An 18,107-nucleotide genomic window follows, 5' to 3' on the forward strand; every position below is an offset into this window, starting at 1 on the left:
CCGGGTTCCCTCGATGGGGTGACATCGGCGCCGTGACGGGTCGCCATGGCGCCGGTGGGCGCGGGCCCGGGTGATGAGATCGAGAAGGCCTTGAACGCCGCGGGATCACCGTACGTACCCCTGAGCAACCCCCACGGAATCCGGCACGGCCCCGATCGATCCGACGCACGACGAAGGGATCCCCACCTCATGACCGCATCGCAGGAGTCCGCCCCGTCCCGCCGCACCGTGGTCGCCGCGGTGGGGGCCGCCGGTCTCGCCGCGGCACTGAGCGCCTGCGGCAGCTCGGACGACGGCTCGTCCGAGCCCGCGGGGAACGCCTCGTCGGCCGGCAGCGGCGACGGCGCCGGCAAGGAGCTCGCCAAGACCTCGGACATCCCGGAGGGCGGCGGCACGATCTTCGCCGACGCGGGAGTCGTGGTGACGCAGCCGAAGAAGGGCGAGTTCAAGGCGTTCACCAACATCTGTACGCACAAGCAGTGCCCGGTGACCAAGGTCGAGGGCGGCACCATCAACTGCCCGTGCCACGGCAGCAGGTTCTCCATCGAGGACGGCAGCGTCAAGCACGGTCCGGCGACGCAGCCGCTCGGCGAGAAGAAGATCACCACGAGCGGCGACGCGATCAGCCTCGCCTAGACCGCTTCCACGCGGTGAGCACGTCCTGCGTCGCGGTCACGGTGGCGACGAGGGCGAGCGTGTTGCGGATCATCGCGGGGGTGTAGTCGGAGGGCACCCCCGCGATGGCGTCCCGGGGCACGACGACCTGGTAGCCGAGGTTCACCGCGTCGAAGACGGCGTTCGGTATCGCCACGTTGGCGGAGACCCCGGTGACGACGAGGGTGCGGCAGCCCAGGTTGCGCAGCAGCGGGTCGACGTCGGTGCCCGTGATCGGCGAGAGCCCGTGCAGCCGCCGCACGACGAAGTCCTCGTCCGCGACCTCGACGGGTGCGGCGACGCGGACGGCCCTGGTGCCCGACAGCTGCTGCACCGGGAGGCGTTCGGCGGCGCGGAAGAGGCGGCCGTTGCGGTTGGCGCCGCGGCCGTCGGGGCGCCGCTCGGCGACGGCGTGCATGACCTGGACCCCGCTCTCGTGGGCGGCGGCGACGAGTTGGGCGACATGGACGAGCGCACCGGACGACCGCGCCTCGTCGGCCAGTTCGGGCAGCGCGCTGTCGGTGCCGACGACGCCCTCCTGGCACTCCACGGTGAGCAGTATGGTGTACGCCGGGTCGAGCAGGTCGGCCAGCTGTTCCGGTGACGGCATGGGTCCCCCTGTGCGTCCTGGTGGTGCGGGGTGCTGGAGACTAGCCACCATTGCGCGGGGAAGGAAGAGGCAGCATGCTGCTGACCTGACACATCGTCAGGTCCCTTTCGGGGCGTCCGGGGAGGAAGAGGAGGGCGTATGACCGTCACACAGCGCCGGGGCCGGAAGATCATGATGACGCCCGAGGAGCGCGACGGGTTCCTGTCCGGGCAGCGCACCTGCCGCGTGGCCACGGTGGGGGCCGACGGCACCCCGCACGTCAGCCCGCTCTGGTTCCTGTGGGACGGCACGTCCCTGTGGCTGTACTCCCTGGCGCGCAGCCGCCGCTGGGCGGACCTGCGGGCCGACGGCCGGGTCGCCGTGGTGGTCGACGCGGGCGAGGAGTACGGGGAGCTGCGCGGCGTGGAACTCTCCGGCCGGATCGAGTTCCTCGGCGAGTCCCCGCGCACCGGCGAGCCGTGCCCCGAACTCGACGTCCCCGAGCGGATGTTCGCACAGAAGAACTTCGGGCTGCCCGAGATGATCTACGACGGCCGGCACGCGTGGGCGCGCCTGACGCCGGAGAAGATCACGTCGTGGGACTTCCGCAAGCTGGCGGATCTGTAGCGGACGTACGACGGCGGAGCGGGGTCTACCCGTCCGACAGTCGGCCGAGGTCGGCGCCCACCTTCTGCAACGCCCTCACGGCCGCGCGGATCGAGGGCCGCCGGTCGGCGTCCGCCCGCCACACCACGTACACATGACGCCGCACCTGCTGCCGGACGGGCACGGTCACCACGCCCTCCGGCATCGGGTGGCGGCCGAGCAGCGGGGCGACACAGACGCCCAACCCGGCGGCGACGAGCCCCAGTTGCGTATGGGTCTCGGCGGCGCGGTGGCCGATCTGCGGCTCGATGCCCTTGGCGCGGAGCGTGAACAGCAGCCACTCGTGACAGAACTCGCCCTCGCCCCAGGTGATCCACTCGTCGTCGGCGAAGTCCTCCAGACCGACCTCGGAGCGGTTCGCCAGCGGGTGGCGCAGCGGCATGGCGATGTCCGCCGGATCGTCCATGATGCTCGCCTTGACCAGGCCGTCGGGCATCGGCATCGGCTTGTTGTACCAGTCGAGCACCACGGCCAGGTCGAGGTCACCGCGGAGCACTCCGGCGACCCCGGCCTCGGGCTCCAACTCCTGGGAACGCACTCTCAGTTGAGGATGTTCGTCGCGCAACCCCGACAGGGCGGCGGGGAACAGGCCCCGTGCGGCGGTCGGGAACGCGGAGATCCGCAGCTCGCCCACCACCTGCCCGCGCTGCGCCTCCAGGTCGGACTGGGCCAGCTCGACCTGGGACAGGATGCGGGCCGCGTGCTCGGCGAGCAGCCGCCCCGCGTCGGTGAGGCGCACGCCGCGTCCGTGCTTGGCGAGCAGCTGCTGGGCGACCTCGCGCTCCAGCTTCGTCATCTGCTGCGAGACGGCGGAGGTGGTGACGTGCAGCGCGTCGGCGGCGCCGCTCACCGATCCGTACCGGGCCAGCGCGTCGAGCACGCGCAGCCGCTCCAGGTTCAACATGTAAGCGATGCTAAGGGATAGGGCGCAAGAAATCTCGCTTGTGCTACGAGGACCAGAGGGTCACGCTTGTCCTCATGACCACCGTCACCACCTCCCGCCGGGCCCCGTCCGGCGCGCACCCGCCCCTCCCCCGCCGGGCCCTCGACTGGCGCCTGCGCTTCGGCGTTCTCTCCCTCATCTGGGGCTTCAGCTTTCTGCTCATCAAGGTGGGCACCGACGGGTTCGCGCCGTTCCAGGTGACTCTCGGACGCCTGGTGTTCGGTACGGCGGTGCTCGCGGCGGCGATGGCCGTGAAGCGGGTGCGGCTGCCGCGCGGCGCCCGCACCTGGGGTCACCTCACGGTGGCCGCGTTCCTCCTGAACGCCCTCCCGTTCTCCCTGTTCGCGTTCGCCGAGCAGACGGTCCCGTCGACGCTGGCGGGGATCTGCAACGCGACGTCGCCGCTGTGGGGCATGGCGCTCTCCCTCGTCGCCCTCTCGGAGGACCGGCCGACCCGGCGCCGGGTGGCGGGCCTGGGCATCGGTTTCCTCGGGGTCCTGACGGTCCTGGGCGTGTGGCAGGGCTTCCAGGGCGTGGACGTGACGGGCACGGCGCTGGCGCTGCTCGCCTCGTTCAGCTACCCGGTCGGCTGGATCTACGTCCGCCGCACCCTGGCGGACAGCGGCCACTCGCACCTCTCCATGACGGGCGCCCAACTGCTGCTCGCCACGGTCCAACTGGCCCTGGTGACCCCCCTGTTCACGTCCTGGCCGCACCACTTCGCGACCGTCCCGCTGCTCGCGATCGTCGCCCTGGGTGCCCTGGGCACCGGCCTCGCGGTACTGATCCAGTACGGCCTGGTCGCCGAGGTCGGCCCGACCACCGCGCAGATGGTCACGTACTTCATCCCGGTCATCGCCACGGCGGCGGGAGTCGCCCTCCTGAACGAGTCCCTGACCTGGTCGACCCCGATCGGCGCGGCAATAGTCCTCACAGGAGCGGCCCTGACCCAGCCCCGCCCCCAAAAGCCCTGACCCCAGCCCCCGAGGAGAAGGCGCGGCACAGCCGCAAGCCTTCAGGGGCGCGGGGAACGGCGCGCCCAGCCCCACTCAACCCGCACCCACCCACAAGAAAAGGCCGCGGCGCAGCCGCAAGCCCTCAGGGGCCCGGGGAACGGCGCGAGAACCCCCACCACCCCGCACCCACCCACAGGGAGAAGGCGCGGCGCAGCCGCAAGCCTTCAGGGGCGCGGGGAACTGCGCGCCCAGCCCCACTCAACCCGCACCCGAAATCCACCCCCGCTCAGGCGTAATTCCGCACCGGCGCAACCCGAACCGCATCCGCCACCGCATCCGCCACACCCCCCACCTCCCCCACCTCAAGCCCGGACACAGTGATCCGCACCCCCGGCCCCGCACTCATCCGGAACCGCGCCCCGGGCGCCACCGCCCACCCGGCGTGCAGCAACCGCGCCACCGCCCCGGTCTCGTCCGGCACGGGCACCCACACGTTCATCCCGCTGCGCCCGTGCGCCACCACCCCCCGCTCGGCCAGCGCAGCGACCAGCGCGTCACGCCGCCGCCCGTACGAAGCCGCCACCACCCGCGCGTCCACCGCACCGCCCGCCCACAGCCCGGCCACGGCCCGCTGCGTGATGCGGCTGACCCACCCGGGCCCGAGCCGCTGCCGCCCCCGCACCCGGTCGACGGTCGCGGCGTCCCCGGTGAGGACGGCGAGCCGCAGATCGGGCCCGTACGCCTTGGCGACCGAGCGGACGAACGCCCAGTGGTGCGTGACCCCGGCCAGCGGATGCAGCGGCAGATCGACGATGCCGTGACCGTGGTCGTCCTCGATGAGCAACACCTCAGGATGCGCGCCGAGCACCGTGCGCAACGCCGTCGCACGGGCACCGCTCACGGCGGCCCCGGTCGGATTCTGCGCCCGGTCCGTCACCACGAGCGCCCGCGCCCCCGCCTCCAGCGCCCGCGCCACGTCGTCCGGCAGCGGCCCGTCATCGTCGACCCCGACCGGCACGATGCGCAGCCCGAGCGCGGGGACGAGGTCGAGCATGCTGCCCCACCCCGGGTCCTCGACGGCGACCGCGTCCCCGGCCTTGAGGTGCACGGCGAGCACCCGCTCGATGGCGTCGAGGGACCCGGACGCCACCACGACCGGCCCGTCCGGCACCCCGTCGGCGTCGAACGCGGCCCGCGCCTGCCGGACGAGCCCGGGCTCCAGGGAGTCGGACCCGTACAGCACGGGTTCCGCGTCGGCGACGGCCGCCGCTGCGGTGAACGCCCCGACGAGCGAGGGCAGCAGCGCGACGTCCGGATTCCCGGCCGACACGTCCCGCACCCCCGCCGGCACGTCGACCCGGATGTGCTCGCGCGCGGTCGTGGCCGGCTTCGGCCGCACCCGGCTGCCGCGCCGCCCGGCCGTCTCGATCACCCCACGTTCCCGCAGGGTCCGGTACGCGGCCGCGACCGTATTGGGATTCACCCCGAGCCGCTGCGCCAACTCCCGCATGGGAGGCAGCAGTTGCCCCGGCTCCAGGCCGCCATCGGCCACCGCACGCTCGACGCTCGCAGAAATCTCCACCGCACGGCGCCCACTGATCGGATACTCTCCTAGCACAAACCACAGTTTGCACTAATGCAATGGAGTTCGCAACATGACCGTGGCCCCCGAACAGACCCCGGCCGCCGACGCGTACACACCGACGGACCGCACGGTACCGACCCGTTCCAAGGAGCGCGCCGGGTACGACCGCGCCCTGGTCCACTCGATACTCGACGAGGCGTACGTCTGCCACCTCGGTTTCGTGCGCGACGGCGCCCCCGTCGTCCTGCCGACGCTCTACGGTCGCGTCGGGGAGCGCCTCTACGTGCACGGGTCCACCGGTTCGCGCCCGCTGCGGATGGCCGGGCAGCAGGACCCGGGGCTGCCGGTCTGTCTGACCGTCACGCACGTCGACGGCCTGGTCCTCGCCCGGTCCGCCTTCCACCACTCCATCAACTACCGCTCCGTGGTGATCCACGGGACCGCGCACCAGGTGACGGACCCCGAGGAGAAGCGCACGGCCCTGGACGCGCTCGTCGACCACGTGGTGCCGGGCCGCTCCGCCGACTCGCGCCCCGCCAACGCCAAGGAGCTCGCGGCGACGGCCGTGCTCAGCCTGGACCTGGCGGAGGTCTCGGCGAAGCTGCGCACCGGCGGCGTGAACGACGAGCCGGAGGACCTCGGCCTCCCGCACTGGGCGGGCGTGGTCCCGCTGCGCCCGGGCTACGGCACCCCGGTCCCGTCCGACGACCTCACCGACGGCATCGCCCTCCCCTCCTACCTCCGGGAGTTGTGATGCTGATCCACCCGTGGGACGCCGCGCGCGACGCCGCCGAGTGGCGCGAGTGGCTCGCCGTCCACGACTTCGGGCAGCTCGCGGTCAACGGGCTGCCGGGCGAGCCGCCGTTCGTGCAGCCGATGCACTTCGCGTACGACGGCGAGCGCGACGAGGTCCTCGCCCATCTCGCCCGGCCGAACCCGGTCTGGCCGGCGCTGGACGCGAACCCCGAGGTGCTGCTGAGCGTCGTCGACGACTACGCGTTCGTGCCGGGCCCCTGGCAGGCACTGTCAGGCGCCCCCGCCGAGCACGGGACGCCGACCAGCGTGTACGCCGCGGTCCAGCTCCGCTGCACCGCCCACGTGGTGGACGATCCGCAGGAGAAGGCCGAGATCCTCAACCGGCAGGTGGGCCACTTCCAGCCGCCCGGCCTGTCGGCGACCGCGGCCGTCGGCGAGGCCCCGTACGGCCGGATGCTCCCGGGGATCCGGGGCCTGCGGCTCGAAGTGACCGACGTACGGGCCAAGTTCAAGTACGCCGGGCACAAGCCGGAAGAGGTGCAGGACCGGATCGCCGCGGGTCTCGCCGAGCGGGGCGGTCCGCGCGACGCCGCCGCGCTCGCGGTGCAGCGCCGGCGGCGTCAGGAGGCGTGACCCGCGGGTCAGCCGCTGGACCGGGCCTCCGCGACGGCGAGCCCGAGGACCGCGGCGAGCATCAGGGCGGTGCCCGCCACGGTCGCCGCGGTGAGCCGCTCGCCGAGCAGCGTCACGGCGATGAGGGCCGCGCCCACCGGTTCGAGGAGCATGACCACGGAGACGGTGGCGGAGCGCACGACGGCAGCGCCCGCGAAGTACAGGGCGTAGGCGAGCGCGGTCGGCACGGTGGTGACGTACACCAGCAGGCCGAGCGCGGCGATCGGGTGGGTGGCCTGCGGCAGCAGCCCCTCCGCCGCACCGAACGGCAGCAGGGCGAGCGACGCGACGGCGAACGTGCCGACGGTCGTGCCCAGTTGGTCACCGGCCCGGCCCGACCGCCCGAACCACCGGGTGAGCAGCGTCATGACGGCGTACCCGGCGGCCGAGGCGAGGGCCCACAGCACTCCGGCCGGCCTGACCGTCGCTCCCCCGCCGCCCAGGACGAGCACCGCGAGCCCGGCGAGCGCCCCCGCGACGGCGAGCAGCCCGCCCCGGCCGATCCGCTCCCCCAGCAGCACGCGTGCGCCGACCGCGATGAGCACGGGTCCCGCGCCGAGCGTCACCACGGTCGCCACGGCGAGCCCGGTCACCCCGACGGCGGCGAAATAGGCGGTCTGGAACACGGCGAGCGCCAGGCCGAGCACGGTCAGCCGGGCGCTCCGGCGCCCCCTCGGTTCCCGCGTCGCGGACCGGGGCGTACGGCGCAGCGCCCGCGCCAGGACGAGCAGGACCAGGCCACCGGCGCACCGCCAAAACGACAGGGCCAGGGGGCCGAGGTCGCTGACGCGGAACACCAGGGAGGCGGCGGCGCCGGCGGTGCCCCAGGCGACACCGGCGACGACGAGGTACAACAGGCCGCGCGCGACCGGCAGTGGGGCGCGGGCGGCGGAATCTTCGGTGGCGGCGGACAGGGCTGAGCCCGCCGAGACGGCATGCGACACGTGGATCTCCACGGAGAGGGCCCCGGACGTCCGGGACCGAGGGACACGGACCGACGTGGTGCGGGCAGCCGTGACCGCGGAGTCCCTCCAGGAGTTCACGCACCGCCCGCAGCGGGGCCCGGCAGGCCGATCCACCCCGCTCGACGGGGAATCGACGTCCGCTCTCGGGCGGCCCGGCGCATCCCACGCAACCGCCCCGACCCGCGCTTACGGGTCAGGCGGCAGGGAGCCATCGGGACAGCCCGGATCCGACCGGAGGCCGGACAGGCCCTAGCCGGCCGGCGGCGGGAGAACGAGCCAGTGCGTATGCATGATCGCGAGCCTAGACGGCCCGGCCCGACCGGGACAACGCGGTTTCCCGCTCGTCCTCGTCGGACTCGTCGGGCGCCGGCGGCGTCGGCTGCTCCGGCTTCGACGACTGGGCGATGAACGCCCCGACCAGCACGACGGCCCCGCCGAACAGCTGCGGCGCCGAGAGGTGTTCGCCGAGCAGGACCCAGGCGAGCACGGTCGCGATGACCGCCTCCAGGCACGCCACCACGCCGGCCACCTGCGGCGACAGCTTGCGCACGGAGACCACCCCGGTGACGTAGGCGACCACGGTGGCGAGCAGCACGATCCAGCAGAGCAGCAGCCAGGCGGGCACGGACGTGCCGTTCATGTCGGCGCTGCCCGCGAGCACCGACCAGTCCATCCCCCAGGGGCGGGCGATGACGGTGAGCAGGACGGCGCCGACCAGCAGCCCGTACGCGATCACGCCGAGCGGGTCGGGCACCTCGCCCCCGGAGGCTCCCGCGTCGGTGCCCTGGTCGGACAGGACGAAGTAGCCGACCTGGCAGCAGGCGGCGCCGAGCGCGAGCAGCAGCCCGAGCGCGTCGAAGCTCAGCCCGGCCCACACCTCGACGACGCAGGCGAGGCCGCCGACCGCGAGGACGACGCCCAGGGCGGCGGCCTTCGTGACCGGCTTGCGCTGCACGAACCGCACCCAGCCGAGCACCAGCGCGGGTGCCAGGTACTCGATGAGCAGGGCGACGCCGACCGGGATCCGGGAGATCGCGGCGAAGTAGCAGGCCTGGACGCCCGCGACCGCGAGCAGTCCGAATCCGGCGAGCAGCGCTGGCCTGGTCCTGACGAGGGAACGGTGCCGCCAGGCGATCGGCAGCATGACGAGCGCGGCGCCCGCGACCCGCAGCCACACCACATAGAGGGAGTCGAGCCCCGCCTCGATCAGCGGTTTGGCCGCGACTCCCGAACCGCCGAACGCCAGCGCCGAGACCAGGGCGAGCCCCAGTCCGAAGCCGCGCGAGCTGGTTCCCTGACTCCCCTGAGACCCCTGTGACCCGTGCACGGGCACATCATGACAGGGCGAGTCAGGACCGTCACCCCCGATGACCCCTGTCTCACAGGACGGACGCGTCCGGCTGCCCGGGGAGCGTCAGCCGAGCCGCTGCCGCAGGCGGGACACGTCGACCCCGGCCCGGCCGAGCACCTCGACGGCCCGGCACTCCACGTCCTCGGCGAGCGCGGCCAGGACGTCGACGCCCCGGGCCCGCTCGTCGCCGCGGGCGGTGGCCCGCTCGACGCCCGACTCCATCGCGGCGGCCGCGACGGACGACCAGCCGGGAGCGCCCCGGACGACGGGAACCGCGCCGGAGTCCTCGACGGAGCCCTGCCACTGCAACCCGTATCCGATGCTGCGCTGCACGAGATAGCCGAGCAGCCGGGCGACCTGGCCGCCGTCGGCGAAGGCGTCGCGCACCTCCGGATCGGTCTCCAGGAGGGAGTGCAGCAGATGGGCGGTGTCGATCTGGCGGTCCCCGTCCCGCACCGCACGGCGCCGCGCGCCCGCGACGACCAGGGCCAGCTCGTCACTGAGCGGGGCGTCCGGGAGATGGGCGGCGTCCGAAGGGGTAGGGCTTTGCACGTATCCCACCTCATCAGCCCCGATGCACCGGAACATCCCCGTCGGGGAGCATCTTCGCGTCCGACACAAGGTGGGCACGGGCGAGCGACATCTCCTCCTTACGGATGAGATCGTGCCGTTCTCCCCCGAGGGACGCGCGCCGCCTTGCGTTGCACCCGGGACGCAACCACGACCCCCTCGCCACTCGTCCCTCACAGACATGGAGAGCAGGTGCTGGCACGTGGCCCTGCCCGCGATCGACGGCAGGCAGTACGTGTACCGGGTGTACGCCCCGGACGACGCGCTGCCCGCCGACCTGTTCTGGGACGCCTGGCACTGCCACGACGAGGGGCCGCATCCGCGCGCGTACGACCTCTTCGACGCCGCGCGGATCGAACTCGTGGGCTGAGCGCCCGCGTCCAGAATTTCTGACGGTTCATCAGTATTGAATGTTCGAGGCCGCGCGGCTACGTTCCGCGACGACGCGACACCGCAGCCCGTCAGCTCTCGACTCAAAGGGGTGGCCGCATGGCCGAAGTCAGCGCGGAAGCACGCATCGAGGCGCCCACCGAGAAGGTCTGGGCGCAGCTCACGGACTTCTCCTCGTACGGGGAGTGGAACGCCACCCACACGAGCTTCCCCAAGGGGGCTCCGGCCGCGCTGGAGGTGGGCGGCCAGTTCGAGGAGAACATGAAGCTGATGGGCTTCCCGGCCGAGGTCACCTGGACCGTCGAGGACCTGGAGACGCCGCGCACCCTCGCGATCCGCGGCAAGGGGCCGATGGGCGTGAACGTCGGCACGCGCTACACGCTCACCCCGGACGGCGACGCCACGACGGTGCGCATCGACGGCGAGTTCACCGGCGCCGCGGTCTCCTTGATGGCGGGCAAGCTCAAGGACTCGGCGACGGCCGCGCTCAACGAGTCGCTGCGCAAGCTGGGCGGCCTGGTGACCTGAGGCCGCTCCCCCGCCACACCTACGCGAAGAGGCGCCCCGCACCATGAAGTACGGGACGCCTCTTCCGCGCTCTGTCCTCGTCAGGAGCCCGCACGGGCTCAGTCCTCGTCGGCGAGGATCAGGTACAGCTTCTTGCGCGCGTCGGTGATGACGGAGAGCGCCTTGTCGCGCTGCTCCTTGCTACCGGTCTTCCAGACCTGGCCGAACGCCTCCATCAGACCGAAGCCGGCCTGCCGGATCTCGTTCATGGCCTCCCAGTCGACGCCTCGACCGGCCTCCTCCCAAGGGGCGTCGGGCCCCTCTTCGGCGGCGGTGGTGCCCGCGTCGGTGAGCGAGAAGAGCTTCTTGCCGCCCTCGCTCGCGCTGGTGATCAGGCCCTCGTCCTCGAGCAGCTGGAGCGTCGGGTAGACCGAGCCGGGGCTCGGCTTCCACGCGCCGCCGCTGCGCTCGGCGATCTCCTGGATCATCTCGTAGCCGTGCATCGGGCGGTCCTTCAGCAGCGCCAGGATCGAGGCGCGCACATCGCCGCGCCGCGCCCTGCCGCGCGGCCCGCCGCCTCGGCCGCCGCGCCCGCCCCAGGGGCCGCCGGGCCCACCGAAGCCCGGGCCGAAGGGGCCGAACGCCGCGCGCCGGCCCTCGAAGCCGCCGCGCTCGAAGTCGCCCCGGCCCTGGTGGCCGGGTCCGTAGTGTCCATGTCCGTGGTCGTGTCCGTGGGTACGCATGGGAATCAGTCCTTTCACAACTGATCGTGGGTTTCATTGACCGCGATCATCAACCGATCGCGATGTCTCAACGATATATCGGAACAGTTCGCTTGGCAACACCCGGCGAGGAAACCGTCGGAATGCCCGTCGATCCGGGGCGCCACCGAGGGGCGCCTCGGCACCGGCCCCGGCAAGGCCCGCATCGAGAGCTGTCGCGTCGCCGGACCATCGGCTCGCAGACAGCGGCGCGCGCCCGCCTCGCCCGCCTCGCCCGCCTCGCCCGTGCCGTCCGTGTCGTCCGCCTCGTCCGCCGCCGAGGACGGCCCGCCGGCCGTCGAGAAGGAGGCCAGACGTACCGGATTGGCCTTGGGCACCGGCCGCGGACCTCAACTACCGTCTCCGACATGCGTATTCGTATCGTCGACGCCTTCACCGACCGGCCCTTCGCCGGCAACCCCGCCGGAGTGCTGCTCCTCGACGCCTTCCCGGACGACGCCTGGCTGCAGAGCGTCGCCGTCGAGGTCAATCACGCCGAGACCGCCTTCGCGCACCCGCTGCCCGAGGGCGGCGAGGCCGACTGGGCGCTGCGCTGGTTCACCCCGGCCACCGAGGTCGACATGTGCGGCCACGCCACGCTCGCCACCGCCCACGTACTGCACTCCACGGGGACGACGAAGGGCCCGGTCCGGTTCGCCACCCGCAGCGGCGTCCTGGTGGCCACCCCGCACGAGGACGGCTCGCTCACCCTCGACTTCCCGACCGCGCCGCTCACCGAGGAGCCGGTGCCCGCCGGCCTCGCCGAGGCGCTCGGGGCCCGGCCGCTGTCCGTGCACGACACGGGCCCTCGGTCGGCGACCTGCTGGTGGAACTGGCCGACGAGCGGACCGTGCGGAGTCTCGCGCCCGACCTGCGGGCGCTCGCTGCACACTCCCGGCGGGGCGTGATCGCCACGGCCCGGGCCGCGGACCCGGCCGCCGACCACGACTTCGTCTCGCGCTGCTTCTTCCCGAACGTCGGCATCGACGAGGACCCGGTGACCGGCAGCGCGCACACGGCGCTCGCCCCGTTCTGGGCGGGACGGCTGGGCCGCGCCGACCTGACGGGACTGCAGGCGTCGGCCCGCACCGGCCTGGTCCGCGTCGGTCTGCGCGGCGCCCGCACCCTGCTCACCGGCAGCGCCGTCACGGTCATCGACGGCGAGCTGACCGCCTGACGGCTACGCGGTGGGCAGCCAGTCCACCTTCCCCGCGAGCAGCGCGTATCCGACGAACGCCCCGATGTCCAACAGGGAATGGGCCACCACCAGTGGCCCGACCCGCCCCCACCGCCGGTACAGGTAGGCGAAGACGACGCCCATCGCGAGGTTCCCGAAGAATCCGCCGATGCCCTGGTACAGGTGGTACGAGCCGCGCAGCACGGACGACGCGACGAGCGCCGTGCCCGGCGTCCAGCCCAACTGGCCCAGCCTGCGCAGCAGGTACCCGACGACGATGACCTCCTCCAGTACGGCGTTCTGCACCGCCGAGAGGATCAGCACCGGGTACTTCCACCACACGTCGGGCAGCGCCTCCGGCACCACCGTGAGGTTGAAGCCGAGGCCCCGGGCGGCCAGGTAGAAGGCGATCCCGGTGCTGCCGATGACGGCGGCGACCGCCGCGCCGCGCGCGCCGTCGAACCACGGCCGCGTCCGGTCGAAGCCGATCGTCCGCAGGCTCTCGCCCTCGCGCAGGAGGAAGTGCGCGACCAGTGCGACGGGCACCAGAGCGCTCGCGATCCCGAACAACTGCCATGCGAGATCCAGCCACGGACGGCCGGGCGCCGCCGACGCGTTGAGGGTCGCCGCCTGATCCTTCAGACCACCCGGTTTGGTGACCGATCCGACAAAGCTGATCAGGGCGGACACGCCGCTCGCACCGAGCGAAAGCCCCAGTACGAGCAGCGTCTCGTCCCGGAGAAAACGCCGTGAGAGCCCCTCGTTGGGAAAAGAACCGGCCACGGACCCCGCCTCCACCTGCACACCTGACTCCACTTCAGTAATCCCGCCTCATCCCTCACGTCGCCCCGCTAGGGTCTCGAATGCAGGTACGAAGATCGCGCGCGACAGGCCGAGGGGGACGGTGCGCCGCAGACCGCCGCACCGCTCCCCTCCCTTGCTTCACCGCTTATATCGCAACTGCCTTTATGGCTCAGGGAGGGCTCCACCGCCATGGGACGTCACAGCAGCATGCCCGACGAGTACGGGACGGCCACCGCCGGCCCGCGGCCTCGGTCGCGCGGCCGCATGGTGGCCATCGCGACGGCCCTCGTCCTCGTCGTCGCGGCGGGCACGGCCCTGGCGGTCCGGAGCGACCTGCTCGACCTGGGTGACGCCTGCGGCGACGAGGTCCACCTGGAGGTGGTGGCGTCGCCCGACATGGCACCCGCGCTGCGCGAAGCGGCCGACCACGCCCGCGACGAGCAGATCACCTCGGACGGCAACTGCCTCGACGTCCGGGTCACCGCCCGCGACGCGTACAAGGTCGCCGACACCCTGCGGTCCGGCCGCGGGAAACCGGGCTTCCAGGTGTGGGTGCCCGACTCCGACCTGTGGCTCCAGCGCGTGGAACAGAACGCGAAGGCGACGAAGGTGGCCACGGCGGGGAACGTCGCGTCGTCGCCGATCGGCGTGGGCATGGTGCCGTCCGCCGCGAAGGCGTTCGGCTTCCCCCGCAAGACGTACAGCTGGACCCAGCTGACCGGCGCCGCGATGGAGGACGACAAGCTGCGGCTTGGCGCCGCCGACCCGGCGCGCAGCGCCACGGGTCTGCTCGCGCTCACCAAACTGGCCGCGTCGGCGAAGAGTTCGGGCGACAAGGACGGCACCCAGGCCGCCGCGATGGCGAAGGTCCTCTCGCAGCGCACGTCCGACACCGACGGCCAGCTGATGGACACGGTGGCGCGCGACGCGTCCGGCACCGAGGAGGGCAACCCCCGGCGCAACGAGGCACTGGTCCTGTCCGAGCAGGCCGCGTACGCCCACAATTCCGACGTCGGCGACGACGGCGCCCTCGACCTCTTCTACCCCAAGGACGGCTCGCCCCAGCTGAACTACCCGTTCTCGCTGGTCGACGAGGAGTCGATGACCACCGACGAGAGCCGGGCCGCGGTCCGCTTCATCACACTGCTCGGGGCGCCCGAGGGCCGCTCGATCCTGGAGAAGCACGGCTTCCGCACCGAGGGCGGCGCCTCGCCCGACGCGGTCGCCGCCGAGGCGGGCGCCCGCGCCCCGCAGCCCTACGCGGAACCCTCCTCCGACCCGGCCACCCGCGAACAGCTGGAGGAGACCCTCGGCATGTGGACGATCACGGTGCAGAGCGCCCGGATCACCACGGTCGTGGACGCCTCGGCCTCCATGGCGAACCTGGTGCCGGGCCGCGGCCAGTCCCGCATGGAGGTGACGAAGGCGTCGATGCTGGCCGCCCTGTCGACGTTCACGCCGGAGGACGAGATCGGGCTGTGGGAGTTCGCCACGCTGCTCGACAGGACCCGCGACTACAAGAAGCTCGTGCCCACCGAGCGCCTCGGCGACCGCAAGGGCGCCGGCACCCAGCGCGACCGGCTGTCGGCCGCGTTCACCGGTCTGCAGCCGGTGCCCGGCGGAGCGACCGGCCTGTACGACACCACGCTGGCCGCCTACAAGGAGGCCACGTCGTCGTACAGGAGCGGCAAGTTCAACGCGCTGGTGGTGGTCACCGACGGCGTCAACCAGGACCCCGACTCGGTCTCCCGCAGCAGCCTCATCTCCCAGCTGGAGAGCCTCTCCGACCCCGAGCACCCGGTGCCGCTCATCGCCATCGCCGTCGGACCCGACACCGACAAGGACGAGATCGAGCAGATCGCCGAGGCCACCGGCGGCTCCGGTCACCAGGTGAGCGACCCGGCGGACATCCAGCAGGTGATCCTCAAGGCGATCATCGAAGCGGGCGCGAGGACCAACTGACCCGGCTCAGCCCAGCGGCACCGCGGGCGCGGGCAGCCCCACCGGCCAGCTGTGCACGGGCTCCCCGACGTGCATCAGCTCGCAGTACCTGCGGGTGGTCGCCGCCAGCGCCGCGTCCCGCGCGAGTCCGCTCTCCAGGGCCCGGTGGTACGTCGCCGCCTGCCACGCCGCCCCGTTCGTCCGCAGCCGGCACCGCTCCTCGATCACGCCCAGGTAGTGGTCGCGGTCGGCCGGTTCGACACCCCACGCGTCGAGCCCGGCGGCCGCGAGCGGCAGCAGCTCGTCCCGTACGAGGGCCACGGCCGGCACCCGTTCCGTGCCCCCGAACCGGCCCCGGCGCGGCCATTCGAGCCGGGCCTCGATGCCGTGCCGGCAGGCCTCGTCGAAGTTGCGGGCGGCCGCGTCGAAGGAGAGCCGCGACCACACGGGCCGCGCGTCCTCGGCGAGCGCGCGGACGATGCCGTAGTAGAAGGCGGCGTTGGCGATGACGTCGGTGACGGTGGGCCCCGCGGGCAGCACCCGGTTCTCCACGCGCAGGTGCGGCACGCCGTCGACGATCCCGTACACGGGCCGGTTCCAGCGGTACACGGTGCCGTTGTGCAGCACGAGTTCGGCGAGGCTCGGCACCCCGCCCTCGTCGAGGACGTCGAGCGGCCGCTCCTCGTCCAGGATCGGCAGCAGCGGCGGAAAGTACTTCAGGTTCTCCTCGAAGAGGTCGTACGCCGACGAGATCCACCGCTCCCCGAACCAGGTCCGCGGCCGCACCCCCTGGGCCGCCAGCTCGGGCGGCCGGGTGTCCGTGGACTGCTGGAACAGCGGCGGCCGCGACTCCCGCCACAGCTCGCGCCCGAACAGGAACGGCGCGTTGGCGCCCAGGGCGATCTGTACCGCCGTCACCGCCTGCGCCGCGTTCCACACGTCCGCGAACCGGTCGGGGGTGACCTGGAGGTGCAACTGCACGGACGTGCACGCCGCTTCGGGCGCGATCGACGACGACGTGCAGGTCAGCCGCTCCACCCCGGCGATGTCGAGCGCGAAGTCCTCGCCGCGCGCGGCGACGATCTGATCGTTGAGCAGCGTGTAGCGGTCGACGTCGGAGAGGTTCGCGGAGACCAGGTCCTGCTGGCTCAGCGTCGGCAGAATGCCGATCATCACGATGCCCGCATCGACCTCGTTGGCCTTGCGGTGGGCATAGCCGAGCCCGGTGCGCAGCTCTTCCGCGAGCTGGTCGAGAACGCGCCCGCCGAGCCGGTGCGGCGCAATGTTCACTTCGAGATTGAACATCGCGAGTTCGGTCTGGAAATCACGGCTCGCAATGCGCTCCAGTACTTCCGCATTCATCATTCTCGGCATGCCGTCGGGCCCCGCGAGATTCAGCTCGATCTCCAGACCCATGAGATTCCTCGGCCGGTCGAACCGCTTCTCCTCCAGCAGCCGCGCGAGTCCCTCCAGACACTCCTTGAGCTTGTCCCGGTAGCGCCGCCGGTCGGCCAGATCGACCGCTCCCGCAACGACCTTCTCCCCCATGGAAGCGTCCCCTCCTCGCATGGGCGACCCGGCGAAATCCCGTCCCGGCCGCGTGTCACGGTGGATGATGCCCAGGCAATGTGATCGATAACGCCCCGCGCGGGCGCGCGGAGCAGTACGCTCCTGGCAGTTACCCCGCGGCACATTCCTTAGGCATGCGGCCGTCCGCAGATTCATTCGTCACGGATCTGGTGAAAAACACCGATCGGAATCGGCCGACCGCCCGCTCGAAAGACGCCGAGGTCATCGGGGCACTGCTCACCGGATACCCGGAAGAATACCCACGAAACAGCGGCAGAACGACGACCGAATAGCACCTTGCCCAGCTCTCGGGACGTGCTAGCGGAAACACCGTGTGAACACGCGTCGTATAAACTCCGCGGACGAGACAGAGAGTTGGCGCCCGCGGCCGAGGCCCCCGCCCCCTCTGGCCCGCGCACTCCCGCGTACTCCTACGCACTCCGCAGCTGACAGCGCCGTCCGCTCGTCCCGCACCGCCCTCGTACCACGTGCCTGTCGAATGAGAGGCGACCCACCATGCCGCTGCATGTCCCCCCGGCTCCCGCGCCCGCCCTGCGCAGCGTTCTCACGGCCCTCGGTTCCCCCACCGCCGTCCGTGAGGCCCGCACCCCGTCCCTGCGCGCCGCACAGGGACCAGCCAGTCCCGAACTCCCTCTGCCCGTCCACGTGTTGGACCACATCACCGAGACCACCGGACCCTCCCGCGCCCGCCTCACCGGCTGGCGCTTCCTGATCCGCTGCGGGGATCGGGCGGTGGCCGCGGCCGACACCATGCTCACTCCCGACGGCTGGACCTTCTCGCACTTCTTCGAAGGCCCCTACGTCACGTCCACCGAGCGGGCCCTGCGCCAGGCGGAATCCCTGCCGAAGCGCTACCAGCCACGGCTGCTCTCGGTGCCCGAGCTCTACATGCTGACGCTGTGGCTGCACGGCGACTGCACGGCCGACGCCGCGAGCGGCCATCCGGCGGCCGACGACCTCCTGGTCCCGCTCGCCCCCGCGCCCCCCGGCATCGCCGCCCACCGCCCGCACCGGGTGGCGGAGCTGCTGCCCGTCCTCACCCACCGACTGACGCCCGCCCGGGCCACCCTGCTCGCCTGACGCGACCGGAGACCGACCCACCACCAGACCTGTGCCCCGCACCGTCCGCCGTCCGGTCGCGGGGCACAGCCATGCGCGCCGGCCCCGCCGGGCCCCCACCGGACTAGCCCGGTCCGGCCACCCCGAACCACCCGAAGGGACAGTGCAGTT

The 18,107-nt window shown here is 72.5% G+C and carries 19 protein-coding genes and 1 pseudogene; 10 read left to right on the forward strand and 10 right to left on the reverse strand.

Annotated elements, in window-relative coordinates; all coding sequences use genetic code 11:
• Positions 1-189: 189 nt before the first annotated feature.
• The gene (locus RBJ77_RS01245; protein WP_372343237.1) at positions 190-636 is read left to right on the forward strand and encodes a Rieske (2Fe-2S) protein; all 447 of its coding nucleotides are present in this window, start codon (positions 190-192) and stop codon (positions 634-636) included.
• Here RBJ77_RS01245 and RBJ77_RS01250 read toward each other — a convergent pair.
• Positions 623-1,264, reverse strand: coding sequence for an isochorismatase family protein (locus RBJ77_RS01250; RefSeq protein WP_372343238.1), 642 nt, complete (start codon positions 1,262-1,264; stop codon positions 623-625). The genes RBJ77_RS01245 and RBJ77_RS01250 overlap by 14 nt on opposite strands.
• Positions 1,265-1,402: 138 nt before the next feature.
• On the opposite strand from RBJ77_RS01250, the gene RBJ77_RS01255 reads away from it, so the two are divergent.
• The gene (locus RBJ77_RS01255; protein ID WP_372343239.1) at positions 1,403-1,870 is read left to right on the forward strand and encodes a pyridoxamine 5'-phosphate oxidase family protein; all 468 of its coding nucleotides are present in this window, start codon (positions 1,403-1,405) and stop codon (positions 1,868-1,870) included.
• Between the two features lie 25 nt (positions 1,871-1,895).
• On the opposite strand, the gene RBJ77_RS01260 is transcribed toward RBJ77_RS01255, so the two are convergent.
• A complete protein-coding gene (locus RBJ77_RS01260; RefSeq protein WP_372343240.1) occupies positions 1,896-2,813 on the reverse strand; it encodes a LysR substrate-binding domain-containing protein in 918 nt (305 codons plus the stop codon).
• 74 nt (positions 2,814-2,887) lie between these two features.
• Between RBJ77_RS01260 and RBJ77_RS01265 the strand changes: the two genes are divergently transcribed.
• The gene (locus RBJ77_RS01265) at positions 2,888-3,826 is read left to right on the forward strand and encodes a DMT family transporter (RefSeq protein ID WP_372343241.1); all 939 of its coding nucleotides are present in this window, start codon (positions 2,888-2,890) and stop codon (positions 3,824-3,826) included.
• Positions 3,827-4,094: 268 nt separating this feature from the next.
• Here the strand turns inward: RBJ77_RS01265 and RBJ77_RS01270 are convergent, their stop codons facing one another.
• Positions 4,095-5,426, reverse strand: a complete 1,332-nt coding sequence (locus RBJ77_RS01270; protein WP_372343242.1) for an aminotransferase class I/II-fold pyridoxal phosphate-dependent enzyme — start codon at positions 5,424-5,426, stop codon at positions 4,095-4,097.
• Positions 5,427-5,463: 37 nt separating this feature from the next.
• Between RBJ77_RS01270 and RBJ77_RS01275 the strand changes: the two genes are divergently transcribed.
• Both RBJ77_RS01275 and RBJ77_RS01280 read left to right on the forward strand, forming a co-directional pair.
• A complete protein-coding gene (locus RBJ77_RS01275) occupies positions 5,464-6,147 on the forward strand; it encodes a pyridoxamine 5'-phosphate oxidase family protein (RefSeq protein WP_372343243.1) in 684 nt (227 codons plus the stop codon).
• The gene (locus RBJ77_RS01280; protein ID WP_372343244.1) at positions 6,147-6,782 is read left to right on the forward strand and encodes an FMN-binding negative transcriptional regulator; all 636 of its coding nucleotides are present in this window, start codon (positions 6,147-6,149) and stop codon (positions 6,780-6,782) included. The genes RBJ77_RS01275 and RBJ77_RS01280 overlap by 1 nt, the downstream gene beginning before the upstream one ends.
• 8 nt (positions 6,783-6,790) lie before the next feature.
• Here RBJ77_RS01280 and RBJ77_RS01285 read toward each other — a convergent pair whose 3' ends face one another.
• From RBJ77_RS01285 to RBJ77_RS01295, 3 genes are all read right to left on the reverse strand, one after another.
• Positions 6,791-7,765 carry a DMT family transporter gene (locus RBJ77_RS01285; protein ID WP_372343245.1) on the reverse strand — a complete coding sequence of 325 codons (975 nt, stop codon included), beginning with the start codon at positions 7,763-7,765 and terminating at the stop codon, positions 6,791-6,793.
• A gap of 322 nt (positions 7,766-8,087) precedes the next feature.
• The gene (locus tag RBJ77_RS01290; protein WP_372343246.1) at positions 8,088-9,119 is read right to left on the reverse strand and encodes a DMT family transporter; all 1,032 of its coding nucleotides are present in this window, start codon (positions 9,117-9,119) and stop codon (positions 8,088-8,090) included.
• Positions 9,120-9,200: 81 nt separating this feature from the next.
• Complete coding sequence (locus tag RBJ77_RS01295) at positions 9,201-9,725, reverse strand: Clp protease N-terminal domain-containing protein (RefSeq protein WP_372343247.1); 525 nt, start codon at positions 9,723-9,725, stop codon at positions 9,201-9,203.
• Positions 9,726-9,909: 184 nt separating this feature from the next.
• Between RBJ77_RS01295 and RBJ77_RS01300 the strand changes: the two genes are divergently transcribed.
• The gene (locus RBJ77_RS01300; protein WP_372343248.1) at positions 9,910-10,077 is read left to right on the forward strand and encodes a hypothetical protein; all 168 of its coding nucleotides are present in this window, start codon (positions 9,910-9,912) and stop codon (positions 10,075-10,077) included.
• 119 nt (positions 10,078-10,196) lie between these two features.
• The gene (locus tag RBJ77_RS01305) at positions 10,197-10,625 is read left to right on the forward strand and encodes an SRPBCC family protein (protein WP_372343249.1); all 429 of its coding nucleotides are present in this window, start codon (positions 10,197-10,199) and stop codon (positions 10,623-10,625) included.
• A gap of 98 nt (positions 10,626-10,723) precedes the next feature.
• Here the strand turns inward: RBJ77_RS01305 and RBJ77_RS01310 are convergent, their stop codons facing one another.
• Together RBJ77_RS01310 and RBJ77_RS01315 are read right to left on the reverse strand one after the other, a co-directional pair.
• A complete protein-coding gene (locus RBJ77_RS01310) occupies positions 10,724-11,347 on the reverse strand; it encodes a PadR family transcriptional regulator (protein WP_372343250.1) in 624 nt (207 codons plus the stop codon).
• Positions 11,348-11,361: 14 nt separating this feature from the next.
• Positions 11,362-11,703, reverse strand: a complete 342-nt coding sequence (locus RBJ77_RS01315) for a hypothetical protein (protein ID WP_372343251.1) — start codon at positions 11,701-11,703, stop codon at positions 11,362-11,364.
• 30 nt (positions 11,704-11,733) lie between these two features.
• Here RBJ77_RS01315 and RBJ77_RS01320 point away from each other — a divergent pair.
• A pseudogene (locus RBJ77_RS01320) lies at positions 11,734-12,542 on the forward strand (PhzF family phenazine biosynthesis protein).
• A gap of 3 nt (positions 12,543-12,545) precedes the next feature.
• Here the strand turns inward: RBJ77_RS01320 and RBJ77_RS01325 are convergent.
• Positions 12,546-13,346, reverse strand: coding sequence for a CPBP family intramembrane glutamic endopeptidase (locus tag RBJ77_RS01325; protein ID WP_372343252.1), 801 nt, complete (start codon positions 13,344-13,346; stop codon positions 12,546-12,548).
• A gap of 189 nt (positions 13,347-13,535) precedes the next feature.
• Here RBJ77_RS01325 and RBJ77_RS01330 point away from each other — a divergent pair, with 189 nt between their 5' ends.
• A complete protein-coding gene (locus RBJ77_RS01330) occupies positions 13,536-15,308 on the forward strand; it encodes a substrate-binding and VWA domain-containing protein (RefSeq protein WP_372343253.1) in 1,773 nt (590 codons plus the stop codon).
• A 6-nt stretch (positions 15,309-15,314) separates the two neighbouring features.
• Here RBJ77_RS01330 and RBJ77_RS01335 read toward each other — a convergent pair whose 3' ends face one another.
• Positions 15,315-16,835 (reverse strand): glutamate-cysteine ligase family protein, encoded by a 1,521-nt coding sequence (locus RBJ77_RS01335; protein WP_372343254.1) that lies wholly within the window; start codon positions 16,833-16,835, stop codon positions 15,315-15,317.
• A gap of 537 nt (positions 16,836-17,372) precedes the next feature.
• Between RBJ77_RS01335 and RBJ77_RS01340 the strand changes: the two genes are divergently transcribed.
• Positions 17,373-17,957 (forward strand): hypothetical protein, encoded by a 585-nt coding sequence (locus RBJ77_RS01340; RefSeq protein ID WP_372343255.1) that lies wholly within the window; start codon positions 17,373-17,375, stop codon positions 17,955-17,957.
• The last annotated feature ends 150 nt before the right edge of the window (positions 17,958-18,107 follow it).

This window comes from Streptomyces sp. KL116D, from assembly GCF_030766975.1.
GTDB lineage: Bacteria > Actinomycetota > Actinomycetes > Streptomycetales > Streptomycetaceae > Streptomyces > Streptomyces longispororuber_A.

Coding starts and splice junctions, on each gene's coding strand:
- RBJ77_RS01245 (WP_372343237.1), top strand. CDS start 190: ATGACCGCATCGCAGGAGTCCGCCCCGTCCCGCCGCACCGTGGTCGCC.
- RBJ77_RS01250 (WP_372343238.1), bottom strand. CDS start 1,264: ATGCCGTCACCGGAACAGCTGGCCGACCTGCTCGACCCGGCGTACACC.
- RBJ77_RS01255 (WP_372343239.1), top strand. CDS start 1,403: ATGACCGTCACACAGCGCCGGGGCCGGAAGATCATGATGACGCCCGAG.
- RBJ77_RS01260 (WP_372343240.1), bottom strand. CDS start 2,813: ATGTTGAACCTGGAGCGGCTGCGCGTGCTCGACGCGCTGGCCCGGTAC.
- RBJ77_RS01265 (WP_372343241.1), top strand. CDS start 2,888: ATGACCACCGTCACCACCTCCCGCCGGGCCCCGTCCGGCGCGCACCCG.
- RBJ77_RS01275 (WP_372343243.1), top strand. CDS start 5,464: ATGACCGTGGCCCCCGAACAGACCCCGGCCGCCGACGCGTACACACCG.
- RBJ77_RS01280 (WP_372343244.1), top strand. CDS start 6,147: ATGCTGATCCACCCGTGGGACGCCGCGCGCGACGCCGCCGAGTGGCGC.
- RBJ77_RS01295 (WP_372343247.1), bottom strand. CDS start 9,725: ATGTTCCGGTGCATCGGGGCTGATGAGGTGGGATACGTGCAAAGCCCT.
- RBJ77_RS01305 (WP_372343249.1), top strand. CDS start 10,197: ATGGCCGAAGTCAGCGCGGAAGCACGCATCGAGGCGCCCACCGAGAAG.
- RBJ77_RS01310 (WP_372343250.1), bottom strand. CDS start 11,347: ATGCGTACCCACGGACACGACCACGGACATGGACACTACGGACCCGGC.
- RBJ77_RS01330 (WP_372343253.1), top strand. CDS start 13,536: ATGGGACGTCACAGCAGCATGCCCGACGAGTACGGGACGGCCACCGCC.
- RBJ77_RS01335 (WP_372343254.1), bottom strand. CDS start 16,835: ATGGGGGAGAAGGTCGTTGCGGGAGCGGTCGATCTGGCCGACCGGCGG.
- RBJ77_RS01340 (WP_372343255.1), top strand. CDS start 17,373: ATGCCGCTGCATGTCCCCCCGGCTCCCGCGCCCGCCCTGCGCAGCGTT.